This window comes from Micromonospora sp. NPDC093277, from assembly GCF_044765245.1.
Classification (GTDB): Bacteria; Actinomycetota; Actinomycetes; order Mycobacteriales; family Micromonosporaceae; genus Micromonospora.
The window spans coordinates 47,820-60,143 of record NZ_JBIWJO010000017.1 but is presented as its reverse complement, the minus strand read 5'-3'; the positions used below and the strand labels follow the sequence as shown (position 1 = coordinate 60,143).

Annotated in this window: 13 protein-coding genes; 4 read left to right on the top strand and 9 right to left on the bottom strand. The window is 72.5% G+C overall.

Annotated elements, in window-relative coordinates; all coding sequences use genetic code 11:
* Positions 1–14: 14 nt before the first annotated feature.
* The gene (locus ACIRG9_RS28495; protein WP_402862472.1) at positions 15–365 is read right to left on the bottom strand and encodes a histidine triad nucleotide-binding protein; all 351 of its coding nucleotides are present in this window, start codon (positions 363–365) and stop codon (positions 15–17) included.
* 94 nt (positions 366–459) lie between these two features.
* On the opposite strand from ACIRG9_RS28495, the gene ACIRG9_RS28490 reads away from it, so the two are divergent.
* On the top strand, positions 460–1,221 hold the full coding sequence (locus ACIRG9_RS28490) for an SDR family NAD(P)-dependent oxidoreductase (RefSeq protein ID WP_402862469.1): 762 nt from the start codon (positions 460–462) through the stop codon (positions 1,219–1,221).
* 84 nt (positions 1,222–1,305) lie between these two features.
* On the opposite strand, the gene ACIRG9_RS28485 is transcribed toward ACIRG9_RS28490, so the two are convergent.
* The 3 genes from ACIRG9_RS28485 to hrcA all read right to left on the bottom strand — a co-directional run bounded on the left by ACIRG9_RS28485 (position 1,306) and on the right by hrcA (position 4,281).
* Positions 1,306–2,040, bottom strand: a complete 735-nt coding sequence (locus tag ACIRG9_RS28485; protein WP_402862466.1) for a 16S rRNA (uracil(1498)-N(3))-methyltransferase — start codon at positions 2,038–2,040, stop codon at positions 1,306–1,308.
* A gap of 1 nt (position 2,041) precedes the next feature.
* On the bottom strand, positions 2,042–3,184 hold the full coding sequence (gene dnaJ / locus ACIRG9_RS28480) for a molecular chaperone DnaJ (protein WP_402862568.1): 1,143 nt from the start codon (positions 3,182–3,184) through the stop codon (positions 2,042–2,044).
* A 74-nt stretch (positions 3,185–3,258) separates the two neighbouring features.
* Positions 3,259–4,281 (bottom strand): heat-inducible transcriptional repressor HrcA, encoded by a 1,023-nt coding sequence (gene hrcA, locus ACIRG9_RS28475; RefSeq protein ID WP_402862463.1) that lies wholly within the window; start codon positions 4,279–4,281, stop codon positions 3,259–3,261.
* A 260-nt stretch (positions 4,282–4,541) separates the two neighbouring features.
* Between hrcA and ACIRG9_RS28470 the strand changes: the two genes are divergently transcribed.
* Complete coding sequence (locus ACIRG9_RS28470) at positions 4,542–5,081, top strand: DUF4870 domain-containing protein (protein WP_402862460.1); 540 nt, start codon at positions 4,542–4,544, stop codon at positions 5,079–5,081.
* A gap of 38 nt (positions 5,082–5,119) precedes the next feature.
* Here the strand turns inward: ACIRG9_RS28470 and hemW are convergent, their stop codons facing one another.
* Positions 5,120–6,343, bottom strand: coding sequence for a radical SAM family heme chaperone HemW (hemW, locus tag ACIRG9_RS28465; RefSeq protein ID WP_402862457.1), 1,224 nt, complete (start codon positions 6,341–6,343; stop codon positions 5,120–5,122).
* 19 nt (positions 6,344–6,362) lie between these two features.
* Between hemW and ACIRG9_RS28460 the strand changes: the two genes are divergently transcribed.
* Positions 6,363–7,169 (top strand): enoyl-CoA hydratase-related protein, encoded by an 807-nt coding sequence (locus ACIRG9_RS28460; protein WP_402862454.1) that lies wholly within the window; start codon positions 6,363–6,365, stop codon positions 7,167–7,169.
* 175 nt (positions 7,170–7,344) lie between these two features.
* The gene (locus ACIRG9_RS28455) at positions 7,345–8,208 is read left to right on the top strand and encodes a hypothetical protein (RefSeq protein WP_402862452.1); all 864 of its coding nucleotides are present in this window, start codon (positions 7,345–7,347) and stop codon (positions 8,206–8,208) included.
* A 47-nt stretch (positions 8,209–8,255) separates the two neighbouring features.
* Here the strand turns inward: ACIRG9_RS28455 and ACIRG9_RS28450 are convergent, their stop codons facing one another.
* Genes ACIRG9_RS28450 through ACIRG9_RS28435 form a run of 4 tightly spaced genes read right to left on the bottom strand, consistent with a single transcriptional unit; the run spans position 8,256 to position 12,031 of the window.
* The gene (locus tag ACIRG9_RS28450; RefSeq protein ID WP_402862449.1) at positions 8,256–8,900 is read right to left on the bottom strand and encodes an MOSC domain-containing protein; all 645 of its coding nucleotides are present in this window, start codon (positions 8,898–8,900) and stop codon (positions 8,256–8,258) included.
* A 34-nt stretch (positions 8,901–8,934) separates the two neighbouring features.
* Complete coding sequence (locus ACIRG9_RS28445; RefSeq protein WP_402862446.1) at positions 8,935–9,765, bottom strand: carbohydrate ABC transporter permease; 831 nt, start codon at positions 9,763–9,765, stop codon at positions 8,935–8,937.
* On the bottom strand, positions 9,762–10,742 hold the full coding sequence (locus ACIRG9_RS28440; protein ID WP_402862444.1) for a carbohydrate ABC transporter permease: 981 nt from the start codon (positions 10,740–10,742) through the stop codon (positions 9,762–9,764). The genes ACIRG9_RS28445 and ACIRG9_RS28440 overlap by 4 nt, the downstream gene beginning before the upstream one ends.
* A complete protein-coding gene (locus tag ACIRG9_RS28435) occupies positions 10,739–12,031 on the bottom strand; it encodes a sugar ABC transporter substrate-binding protein (protein WP_402862441.1) in 1,293 nt (430 codons plus the stop codon). Before ACIRG9_RS28435 ends, ACIRG9_RS28440 begins: the two co-directional genes overlap by 4 nt.
* Positions 12,032–12,324 lie beyond the last annotated feature (293 nt).

The window sequence follows — 12,324 nt, the reverse complement described above, 5'->3', positions numbered from 1 at the left end:
GTCTAGGGCCCTGATCAGCGGCAGAGCATCGGCCCGAGCGGCGCACCGCCGAAGATGTGCGCATGCACGTGGAAGACCTCCTGGCCGGCGTACGCCCCGGTGTTGAACATCAGCCGGAAGCCGTCGGCGAGCAGCCCCTCCTCCTCGGCCACCGTGGCGGCCGTGGCGAGCACCTCGCCGGCCAGCCCCGGGTCGTCCTGGGCGAGCGTGGCCACGTCCGCGTAGTGCTCCTTCGGGATCACCAGCACATGCGTCGGCGCCTGGGGGTTGATGTCCCGGAAGGCGAGGGTGGTGGCGGTCTCCCGCACGATGGTGGCCGGGATCTCCCCGGCGACGATCCGGCAGAACAGGCAGTCGGTTCCCATTCCGGCAGTGTAAGGAAGGGCCCCTTGTTAACGCTTTTCGCGGAGGAAGGGCCCCTTGCCAACCGGCGTGGCCCGGTGCGGCACGATGGCGCGCATGACGGGACGGGCGGTACTGGTGACGGGGGCCTCGCGCGGCATCGGACGCGCGGTGGCACGGGCGTTCGCGGCGGGCGGGGACCGGGTGGCGATCCACCACCGGGACTCGGCGGACCTGGCCGAGGGGGTGCGCACGGAACTGCCCGGTGACGGGCACGTGGTGGTCCGCGCCGACCTGACCGACCCGGACGCGGTCCGCGCGATGGTGGACGCGGCGGCGGAGCGCCTGGGTGGGCTCGACGTCCTGGTCAACAACGCCGGCGTGTACGGGCCGCGGGACCTGCCGCACCCGGTCTTCGGCAACACCTACGCGCAGTGGCAGGAGCAGTGGCGGCAGGTCCTGGAGACCAACCTGACCGGGGCCGGCAACGTCACCTGGTGCGCCGCCCAGCACATGCGTGAGCGGGGCGGCCGGATCGTCAACGTGTCGTCCCGGGGCGCCTTCCGCGGCGAGCCGGAGCAGCCGGCGTACGGGGCGAGCAAGGCGGGGCTGAACGCCCTCGGCCAGTCGCTGGCGCTGGCCCTGGCCCCGTACGGCATCGCGGTGGCCACGGTCGCGCCGGGCTTCGTGGAGACCGACATGACCACCACGCATCTCAGCGGCGAGCGCGGCGACGCGATCCGCGCCCAGTCCCCGTTCAACCGGGTGGCGCGCCCCGAGGAGATCGCCGCCGCCGTGCACTGGCTGGCCAGCCCCGAGGCCGAGTGGACCTCCGGCACCATCGTCGACCTCAACGGCGCCTCCTACCTCCGCACCTGACCCACCCCGGGAAGGGTCGGCCCGGTTCATGTCCCGAGGGCCGACACCCACGCCCGCGTCCCGTGTCGCCCGGGCGGGCGCCGGTCACCAGCGGGACAGGCGGGTGGCGAGGACGCTGAGGGCGGCGACGCCGGCGGTGGAGGTGCGTAGCACCGAGGGGCCCAGCCGGACGGTGTGGGCGCCGGCCTCGCGGAACGCCGACAGCTCGGCGGGGGCGATGCCGCCCTCCGGGCCGACCACCAGCACGATCTCGCCGGTCCGCGGCAGATCGGCGGTGGTGAGCCGCTCGTCGGCCTCCTCGTGCAGCACGAACGCGGCGGCCGCCCCGGCGATCCGTCGGGCGACCGTCGCGGTGGACTCGTCGGGTGATCCGGCCACCACCGGCAGCCAGGCACGACGGGCCTGCTTGGCCGCCTCCCGGGCGGTGGCCGCCCACTTCTCCCGGGCCCGTACGCCCCGGTCGCCGCGCCACTGGGTCACCGACCGGGACGCCGCCCAGGGGACGATCTCGTCCACCCCGACCTCGGTCATCGCCTGCACGGCCAGCTCGCCCCGGTCGCCCTTGGCGATGCCCTGCACCACCACGAGCCGGGGAACAGGCGCGTCGACGTACGCCCGGGAGGCGACCGCCAGGTCGAGGGCGCCCCGGCCGACGGCGGTGACCACCGCGCCGGCCGTGCCGCCCCGACCGTCGGCGAGCAACAGCTCCTCGCCGACCCGCAGCCGCTGCACGGTGGCGGCGTGGTGCCCCTCCGGACCGTCGAGGGTCAGCGTGTCGCCGGTGGGCAGCGCCTCGACCAGGAACAGCGGCGCCGACACGCTAGGCGTGCCCGTTGAAGGCGTCGCGCATCCGGGAGAAGAAGCCGCCCTGCTTGCTCAGCTCGGCGACCTCCTCGCCCCGGGTCTTGGCGAACTCGCGCAGCATCCGCTCCTGGTCGGCGTCGAGCTTCGTCGGGGTACGCACGTCCAGGTGGACGTAGAGGTCGCCCCGACCGGTGCCGCGCAGGTGCGGTACGCCCCGGGCGCGCAGCCGCAGCGTGCTGCCCGGCTGGGTGCCCGGCTTGACGTCGACCGTCTCCTCGCTGTCCAGCGTCTTGATGGTGAGCCGGGTGCCGAGCGCGGCGGCGGTCATCGGCACGGTGACCCGGCAGTGCAGGTCGTCGCCCTTGCGCGAGTAGACGTCGTGCGGCCGCTCGTGGATCTCCACGTAGAGGTCGCCGGCCGTACCGCCGCCCGGACCGACCTCGCCCTGCTGGGCCAGCCGAATCCGCATGCCGTCCTCGACACCCGCCGGGATCTTGACGGTGAGCGAGCGGCGGGTCCGCACCCGGCCGTCACCGGCGCAGGTCGGGCAGGGGTGCGGGATGGTGGTGCCGTAGCCCTGGCAGACCGTGCACGGCCGGGCGGAGACCACCTGGCCGAGGAAGGTCCGCTGCACCGACTGCACCTCGCCCCGGCCCCCGCACGCCTCACAGGTGGCGAGATGGGTGCCGGCCGCGGTACCCGCACCCGAACAGGTGGTGCAGAGCACGGCGGTGTCGACCGTGATCGGGGCCTCGACGCCGAACGCGGTCTCGTTGAGGTCCAGTTCCAGCCGCAGGATCGCGTCCGCACCCGGCCGGGTACGCGGACGCGGGCCACGCCCGCCACCGGCGGCACCGCCGAAGAACGCGTCCATGATGTCCTGGAACCCGACGAACGGGCCGGCGCCGCCCGGGCCACCCGGCCCGGCGCCCCCGCCGCCCGGTGCCAGCGGGTCGCCGCCCAGGTCGACGATCTGCCGTTTCCGGTCGTCCGAGAGGACCTCGTACGCGGCGTTGATGTCCTTGAACTTCTCCTGTGCCTCCGGGTCCGGATTCACGTCCGGGTGGAACTGCCGCGCCAGCTTGCGGTAGGCGCGCTTGATCTCGTCGTCGGAGGCCTCCCGGCTGACGCCGAGAATGCCGTAGTAGTCCCTGGCCACTGCGTTCGGTGTCCTCATGTTCGTCTCGCGTTGCGCCGGTCGCCGGCCTCATGCCGGCCGTCGCCCCTGACTGGTCAGTTCTGGGCCAGCAGCTCGCCCACGTAGCGTGCCACGGCCCGCACGGTGGCGATGGTGCCGGGGTAGTCCATCCGGGTCGGCCCGAGCACCCCCAGGCCGCCGACAATCGTGCTGCCCGGGCCGTACCCGGTGCTGACCACCGAGGCGGCCCGCAGGTTGTCGATCTCGTTCTCGTCGCCGATCAGCACCCGGGTGGTGCTCGGCTCGGCCTCGCCGATGAGCTTGAGCAGCACGACCTGCTCCTCGAGCGCCTCGAGGACGGGCCGCAGAGTGCCGTGGAAGTCCAGCAGGCCACCCCGGGTGAGGTTGGCCGTGCCGGCCAGGGCGATGCGCTCCTCGTGCCGCTCGACCAACGTCTCCAGCAGCACGCTGGAGAGCGTGGCCATGGCCGGGCGCAGCTCCGGCGAGGACTCGTCCACCAGCGCCTGGACCAGGGGCGGCGTGTCCGACAGCCGGCTGCCGACCAGCTTCTCGTTGACCAGCCGACGCAGATCGATGACGTCGTCGGCCAGCATCGGCCCGGGCAGCTCCACCAGCCGCTGCTCGACCCGCCCGGTGTCGGCGATCATGACCAGCATCAGCCGGGTGGTGGAGATCGGCACCAGTTCCAGGTGGCGCACCTTGGAGCGGGCCAGGCTCGGGTACTGCACCACGGCGACCTGCCGGGTGAGCTGGGCCAGCAGTCGGACCGTACGCTGCACCACGTCGTCCAGGTCGACCGCGCCGACCAGGAACCGCTCGATGGCCCGGCGTTCGGCCGGGCTGAGCGGCTTGACCCGGGAGAGCCGGTCGACGAAGAGCCGGTAGCCGCGGTCGGTGGGCACCCGGCCGGCGCTGGTGTGCGGCTGCCGGATGTAGCCCTCGTCCTCCAGCACGGCCATGTCGTTGCGCACCGTGGCCGGGGAGACACCGAGCTGGTGGCGCTCGACCAGGGCCTTGCTGCCGACCGGCTCCTGGGTGGCGACGTAGTCCTCGACGATCGCGCGGAGCACGGCGAGCTTGCGGTCGTCGAGACCCATCTCCCCCACCTCCTGACGCACCTCGGCCCGCCCGGCGCAGCGGCACCGCCTGTTCGGACCAGGCGACCCCGCGGTACCGGCCGAGCGTCTGGCACTCGACTGTAGCGAGTGCCAGTCTACGTCGGTGCACCCACCGACGCGATGATCAGTGACGGACCCCCGGTGCGGTCCGCCGCACACTTCGCCACAGCCGAACAGCCGGACATCCGGGACGATGTTGCTCTGGCGCATCCTTGCGAAGGGGACCTAACGTGACGTCCATGACTGAACCACCTCGCCCTCCCGGAGCGGGGGACCCCGGCGCCCAGCCGCCGGGCGGGACCCCACCGTCGGGACCATACGAGCCCACCCCACCACTGTCCGGGGGAGCCGGCGGCCCCGGCTATCCCCCGCCCGGTGACTATCCGCCGCCGGGCGGCTACCCGCCCCCGGGTGGCTACCCCCCACCCGGCGGCTACGCCAACAGCGATGACAAGACCTGGGCGCTCGTCGCGCACTTCGGCGGCGCGGCCGGCGCGTTGATCAGCTTCGGCCCGCTGGGTTTCGTGGGGCCGCTCGTCGCCTACCTGGCCCGCGGTCAGCAGTCGCCGACCGTTCGGGCGCACGCCCTGGCCGCGCTGAACTTCCAGATCCTCTGGTCGGCCATCGCGTTCGTGCTGCTCTTCGTGAGCTGGTGCCTGCTCTTCCTGCCCAGCATCGCGGTGGTGGTGATCCAGATCCTGTTCGGGATCATCGCCGGCATGAGGGCCAACGAGGGGCAGCACTACCGCTACCCGATGTCCGCCAACTTCATCAAGTGATCAGGGCCCGGCCGGCCACCCGGCCGGCCGGCCCCCGGTCAGGGCAACAGGTCGCGGATCACCGCGTCGGCCAGCAACCGGCCGCGCAGGGTGAGCACCGCCCGTCCTTCGGCGTACCCGCCGGCGGTCAGCAGGCCGTCGGCCAGCGCCCGCCGCGCGCCGTCCCGGCCCGCCTCGTCGAGCACGTCCAACGGCAGGCCGGTCGCGAGGCGCAGCCGCAGCATCACGTCCTCCATGTGCGCCTCGTCGGGGGTGAGCAGTTCCCGGGCCAGGCCGGGTGACCGCCCCGCGGCCAGGCGTCCGGCGTACGCGGTCGGATGCTTGACGTTCCACCAGCGCACCCCGCCGACGTGGCTGTGCGCCCCGGGACCGAGGCCCCACCAGTCGCCACCGGCCCAGTAGAGCAGGTTGTGCCGGCACCGGGCCGCCTCGGAACGGGCCCAGTTGGAGACCTCATACCAGGAGAATCCGGCCGCGTCGAGGGCGGCCTCCGCGGCCAGGTAGCGGTCCGCCGCCACGTCGTCGCTCGGGTACGCCAGCTCGCCGCGGCGCATCCGCGCGGCCAGCCGGGTGCCCTCCTCCACGATGAGGGCGTACGCGCTGACGTGGTCCACGCCGGCCGCCACCACCTGCTCCAGCGAGGCGGCGAAGTCCTCCGCGCGTTCCCCCGGCGTGCCGTAGATCAGGTCCAGGTTCACGTGGTCGAACCCCGCGTCCCGCGCCTCAAGCGCGGCGGTGGTGGCCCGGCCGGCGCTGTGCTTCCGGTCCAGGACGGCCAGCACCCCGGGTGCGGCGGACTGCATGCCCAGCGAGATCCGGGTGTAGCCGGCCGCCCGCAGCGTCTTCAGCGACTCCGGGGTGACCGATTCGGGGTTGGCCTCGGTGGTCACCTCAGCGTCGGCGGCGAGCCCCCAGGTCCGGTCGATGCCGTCCAGGATGCGGGCCAGGTCGTCGGCCGGGAGCAGGGTGGGCGTGCCGCCGCCCACGAAGACGGTCTCCACCCGCGGCGGCGGGGTGTCGCCCAGCACCCGGGCGGCGAGCGCCAGCTCGGCCAGCACAGTCTCGGCGTACGTCTCGCGGCTGGCGCCGCCGCCCAGCTCCGCCGCCGTGTAGGTGTTGAAGTCGCAGTAGCCGCAGCGGCTGGCGCAGAACGGGACGTGCACGTAGACGCCGAAGCCGCGCGCGCCGACGGCACGCAGGGCGGCGGTGGGCAGGGCCCCGTCGACCGGGACGGGTTCGCCTTCTGGAAGAGCGCCGGGCATGGCCACTAGTGTGCCCGGCATGACCTCTCCGGACCCTCTCGTGCGGGTCGCCACGGCCCGTGGGGTGACCACCCTCACCCTGGACAGCCCGCACAACCGCAACGCGCTCTCCACCCCGCTGATGACCGAGCTGCTGGCCGGGCTGGCCACCGCGGTCGCCGACGACGCGGTCCGGGCGGTCGTGCTGGACCACACCGGCCCGGTCTTCTGCTCCGGGGCGGACCTGAAGGAGACCGCGGCCGCGTACGCCAGCGGGACCGTGCCGGCCGGGATGCTCGGCGACGTGCTGGCGGCGGTCCGGGAGTGCCCGAAGCCGGTGCTGGCGAAGGTGGCCGGGCCGGCCCGGGCCGGCGGGCTGGGCCTGATCGCCGCGGCCGACTTGGCGGTCTGCGCCGAGGATGCGACGTTCGCCTTCACCGAGGTCCGGATCGGGGTGATCCCGGCGGTGATCTCGGCGACCGTGCTGCCCCGGCTGCACCCCCGGGCCGCCGCCGAGCTGTACCTGACCGGTGACGCCTTCGACGGCCGGCGGGCCGCCGAGATCGGTCTGGTCACCGCCGCGGTGCCGGCGGACCGCCTGGACGAAGCGGTGGCGGGCTACTGCGCCTCGCTGGTGAAGGGCGCGCCGAAGGCCCTCGCCGGCGCGAAGGAGCTGCTGCGCCGGCCGGCCGCCACCGACCTGCGGGCGGAGATCGCCGAGTTGGCCGAGCTGTCCACCGGGTACTTCCTCTCCGCGGAGGGCCGGGAGGGGGTGGCCGCGTTCCGGGAGAAACGATTGGCTCGATGGGTGGCCGCTCTGGACGGTGGTCCGGCAGAGAACGACTAACTCGATGGGTGGTCGCTCTGGACGGTGGCCAGGCCGAGGGCGCGGGCCAGGACGTGGATGGGCGGGCGTGAGCTAGGGACTGTGGCGGGGCGGTGACGGAACGCGAGGCAACCGGTCGGACGACCCCGAGCGCCGCGCCGGGGGACGTAGGCTGGTCGGGCTGTGGGGACAGGAGGTGTCGGTGCGAACTCGAGTTGCGGTCGTGGCGGGCGGTGTGGTGGTGGCGGTCGTCGCCCTGCTCGGCGTCTGGTTCGTCACGAAGCAGTTCGGGCGGCACCTCGGGCTCCCGACCAGCCGCGCCTGCACCGTGGAGGCCGACGGGCGGGTCGTGCTCAGTCCCGAACAGATGGCCAACGCGGCCACCATCGCCGCCATCGGAATGCAGCGGAAGATGCCCGAGCGGGCCGTGGTGGTGGCGCTGGCGACCGCGTACCAGGAGTCGCACCTGCGCAACATCGCGCACGGCGACCGGGACTCGCTGGGCCTGTTCCAGCAGCGCCCGAGCCAGGGCTGGGGCACCCCCGAGCAGATCCAGGACCCGCGTTACGCGGCGAACAAGTTCTACGCCGCGCTGAAGAAGGTCAGGGGCTGGGAGGACATGCGGGTCACCGAGGCAGCCCAGCGGGTGCAGCGGTCGGCCTTCCCCGAGGCGTACCAGAAATGGGCCGACGACTCGGAGATCCTCACCCGCGCGCTGCTCGGCCACGCGACCGGCGCGGTGGCCTGCACGGTCGGGCTGACGCCGACGATGCGCGGCCCGGCCGCGGCGACCGCCCTGGTGGAGAGCCTGGCCCTGGACTGGGGCCTGCCCGACCTCACCGTACCGACCGACCTCACCGGTTTCACCGTGCCGGCGACGGACAGCCGCAACGGCTGGCGGTACGCGCACTGGCTGGTCTCACACGCCGACGACCACGGCGTGAAGCTGGTCCGCTTCGGTGACCTGGAGTGGACGGCCGAGCACGGCACCTGGGCCAGGGTGAAGGGCGGCCGGGCCGCCCCGACGCAGGTGCTGGCGGAGGTCTTCGCGGCGACCTGACCCGGTCCGGGCCGGCGGCACCGGGCGTCGGGACCGACGCGCCCCCGTCAACGGCCGGCGGTGTCGAGACGGCGGCGGACCTTGTCCCTCAACCTCTCGGGCAGCTCCGGCACGTCGAGCAGTCGGGGCAGCAGTTCGGGCTCCAACGTGGTCGCCCGGAACACCTCGCCGACGGTCACCCCGTGCGCCGGGCGGTCCACCACCTCGACCGGGTCACCGGCACCGACCTCACCCTCTCGCACCACCCGCAGGTAAGCGCCGGGCGCGGCCCGGACGGTGAACCGCTTGATCAGGTCGGGCACGCCCCAGAAGCCGGCGAAGGTGGTGCACGGGGTGCGCGGCTTGGTCACCTCCAGCAGCGCGGAGCCCACCGCCCACCGCTCGCCGACCACCGCCCCGGTGACGTCCACCGCGTACGTGGTGAGGTTCTCGCCGAAGGCGCCCGGCCGGAGGGCCCGGTCCAGCTCGGCGGCCCACCAGCCGGCGTCCTCCTCGGCGTACGCGTAAACGGCCTGGTCGGGGCCGCCGTGGTGGGCCCGCTCGCCGATGAAGTCGCCGGCCACCCCGGCGAACCCGATCCGCACCGGGCCGGCGACCGGCCGCTTGTCGATCCCGCTGCGGCCGCTCGGGTCGCCCGCCCACGCCGCCTCGGTCACCGCGCCGGCGTTCACCGCCACCAGCCTGCCCGTCATGGCGGTGAGCCTACGACCCTTCCCTATCCCTTCCCTATCCCTTCACCGCCCCGGCGACGAGGCCGGAGACCATCCGGCGCTGCACCAGCAGGAAGAAGACGATCACCGGCAGGGTGAACAGCGTCGAGGCGGCCATCACCGAGCCCCAGGCGGTGTCGTCCCGCCCGAAGAAGAAGGTCATCGCCACCGGCAGGGTGTACTTGTGCTGGTCGTTGATGAAGGTCAGCGCGAAGATCAGCTCGTTCCAGGCGGTGATGAAGGAGAAGATGCTGGTCGCGACGAGGCCCGGGGCGACCAGCGGGAAGAGGATCCGGCGGAAGGTCTGGGCCCGGCTGGCCCCGTCGATCGCCGCCGCCTCCTCCAGCTCCTTCGGCACCGCGGCGACGAAGCCACGCAGCATCCAGACCGCGAACGGCAGCGAGAAGCCCAGGTAGGTCAGGATCAGGCTGGGCAACTGGTTGTAGAGCCCGAGCCGCTGGATCATCAGGAAGAGCGGGATGACCAGCGCCTCCAGCGGGATCATCTGGACCACCAGCAGCAGGATCAGGAACGTGGTGCGCAGCCGGAACCGGAACCGGGCCACCGCGGTCGCGGCGAGCAGCGCGACCAGCCCGCTGAGCAGCACGGTCGCCACCGCGACCAGCGCGCTGTTGAGGAAGAAGTCGGTGAACGTCACGCCCGGGATCAGGTTCCCGGTGAGGATCTCCCGGTAGTGCTCCAGGGTGGGCTCGGCCGGCACCGGACGCGGCGTGGCCGAGAAGATCTCCCGGTTGGGCTTGAGCGAGGTGGCAACCATCCAGTAGACCGGGAACGCCGCGAAGAGCGCGACCAGCAGGCCGGCCCCGTTGAGGGCGATCTTCCTCACGACTCCTCCTGCCGGAGCACCATGCGGACGTACAGGGCGGTCACCGCGAGCAGGATCAGGGTGAGGATGACCGCGATCGCCGACCCGAGGCCGTACTTCGGCGGCGGCGAGAACGCCTCCGCGTACGAGTAGATCGAGAGCATGAAGGTCGACCGGTCCTGGGTGCCGCCGGCCAGCACGAACTGCTGGGTGAAGACCTTGAAGTCCCAGATCGTGGAGAGCACGACGAGGATGCCGAAGACCGGGCGCAGGGTCGGGAAGGTGACCGACCAGAAGACCCGCCACGGCCCGGCACCGTCCACCCGGGCCGCCTCCTGCAGTTCGCTCGGCACGCTCTTCAGCCCGGCCAGCACGCTCACCGCGATGAACGGGAACGAGTGCCAGACCACCACCAGGGTCAGGATCGCGAAGAAGAGCAGGGGGTCGTTGAACCAGCCGTACCCGGTCCAGTCGCTGCGCCCGAAGAGCGCGGTGGAGAGCCCGTCCGGAAGCTTGTTGAACAGCCAGGTCACCAGGCCGCTGGTGTCGTCGAAGATCCACTTCCAGACGATGGTGCCGGTCAGCGCCGGGGTGGCCCAGGCCAGCATCACGCAGCTCGCGACGAAGGTGGCCATCCGCTTGCCGAGCCGGTTGAGCAACAGCCCGACCAGGGTGCCGAGGATCATCGTGAGCGCGACGTTCGCCATCGCGAAGAGCACGGTGTTGCGCAGCACCGTACGGAAGAACGGGTCGCCGAGGATCTGGGCGTAGTTGTCCAGGCCCACCCACGGCCACTCGCGGTCCCCCCGCAACTGCCGGACGTTGTTCAGCTTGTGGAACGACATCATCACGACCTGGCCGAGCGGCCACAGCAGCAGCACCGCGATGATCGCCAGACAGGGCAGGAGCAACACGTACGGGAGGTAATCCACGCGGCGCCGCCGCGCGGGGGTCTCCCGCGCGGCGGTCGTGCCGGTGGCCTCGGTCAGCGTGGTCACTTGGTGTTGAGGATGCTTTCCATCTCGGTGGCCGCGTCGGCGGTGGCCTTCTCCACGGTCTTCTGACCCTTGATGACCGAGCTGTTCATCGCCTGGGTCACCGTCTTGTTCCGGCTGACCTCCACCCAGTTCGGGGTGAGCGGGGTCAGCTTGGTGTTCTGCATGGCGGTGGCGAACGCGGCCATCACCTTGTCGTTGGCGTAGGTGCCGCCGCCGACCAGATCCTGGTAGACCGGGAAGAAGCCGAGGCTGCTCGCGAACTCCTGGTCCTTCTGCTTGCTCAGCAGCACGGTCAGGTAGTCCCAGGCCAGGTCCTGCCGCTTGCTGTCCTTCCACAGCGCGATGTCGGAACCGCCGGCGAAGGCCGGGGCCGGCTTGCCGTCCGGGCCCGGGATCGGGAAGGTGCCCCAGACCTTGTCGATGTCGGGGTTGTCCTTCTTCATCGCGCCGCCCTGCCAGCTGCCGGCGAACGCCATGGCGGCCCGGCCGGTGGCGAACTGGGTCCGGGCGTCGACCTCGTTCCAGCCGGCGGCGGCGGGCGGGGCGACCTTGTGCACGGTCACCAGGTCGGTCCAGAACTTGACGGCCCGCTGCGCCTCCGGCGTGTTGTAGCCGGACTTCCAGCTGTCGCCCTCCTTGGTGGCGATCTCGGCGCCGGCGGCCCAGAGGAAGGAGTAGAACGGCAGCTCGGAGTTGCCAGGCAGGGCGATGCCGTAGGTGCCGGGCTTCTTGGCCTGGACGGTCTTGGCCGCGGTCACCAGCTCGTCCCAGGTCTTCGGCGGCTGCACGCCGGCCTCGGCGAACCAGTCGGTGCGGTAGTAGACGGCGCGGACGCCGGCGTACCACGGGACGCCGTACTGCTTGCCGTCCAGCTGGGCGTTCTTCACCAGGTCGGGGAGGATGTCCTTGCCCTCGGCCCAGCCGTTGAACCTGCCGGTGACGTCGGCGAGGGCCTCCTGCGCCGCCCAGCCCTGGGTCTCGGTGTTGCCCAGCTCGGTGACGTCCGGCCCCTCACCGCCGGCGAGCGCGGCCTGGAACTTCTTCGGCGCCTCGAGCCAGGGAATGTACTGCACCACCACGTCGGTCTCGGGGTGCTTCTTCTTGAACTCGGCCTCGACGCTGTCGAGGAACTTGGTCTGGGCGTCGCCGCCCTCGCCCATCATCCAGACCGTCAGTTTGCTGTTGTCCGCGGCCTTGTCGTCATCCCCGGAGCCACCGCAGCCGGCCAGCACCATCGCGGCCGAGGCCACGACGGCGGTGACCGGAGCCAGCCGCTTCCACCTGTTCACGCCATATCTCCCTCGCGATGGTCTGGCACTAACCTTCTCCGCCGCACCTTAGTAGGAAAATTTCCTTTACAACAGGGGGTGGCCGCGGCGACCGGGCGTGGCGACGGTATCGCAGACTGCCATCGATGTGGCAGGGGTGCCGGCCAGGCAGATTCGCCCGGTTCGACAAGCCCGGCAGAGACCGGGCGGGGGGGCCCCCCCGGGGGGGGGGGGGCCCCCCCCCGGGGCGGGGGGGGGGGGGGGGGGGGGGGGGGGGCACCCCGCCGACGCCCCCCCCCCCCCCCCCCGCGCCC

Excerpts from the sequence above, each read along its gene's own strand:
- ACIRG9_RS28495 (WP_402862472.1), bottom strand. The coding sequence starts at position 365 with ATGGGAACCGACTGCCTGTTCTGCCGGATCGTCGCCGGGGAGATCCCG.
- ACIRG9_RS28490 (WP_402862469.1), top strand. The coding sequence starts at position 460 with ATGACGGGACGGGCGGTACTGGTGACGGGGGCCTCGCGCGGCATCGGA.
- hrcA (WP_402862463.1), bottom strand. The coding sequence starts at position 4,281 with ATGGGTCTCGACGACCGCAAGCTCGCCGTGCTCCGCGCGATCGTCGAG.
- ACIRG9_RS28470 (WP_402862460.1), top strand. The coding sequence starts at position 4,542 with ATGACTGAACCACCTCGCCCTCCCGGAGCGGGGGACCCCGGCGCCCAG.
- hemW (WP_402862457.1), bottom strand. The coding sequence starts at position 6,343 with ATGCCCGGCGCTCTTCCAGAAGGCGAACCCGTCCCGGTCGACGGGGCC.
- ACIRG9_RS28460 (WP_402862454.1), top strand. The coding sequence starts at position 6,363 with ATGACCTCTCCGGACCCTCTCGTGCGGGTCGCCACGGCCCGTGGGGTG.
- ACIRG9_RS28450 (WP_402862449.1), bottom strand. The coding sequence starts at position 8,900 with ATGACGGGCAGGCTGGTGGCGGTGAACGCCGGCGCGGTGACCGAGGCG.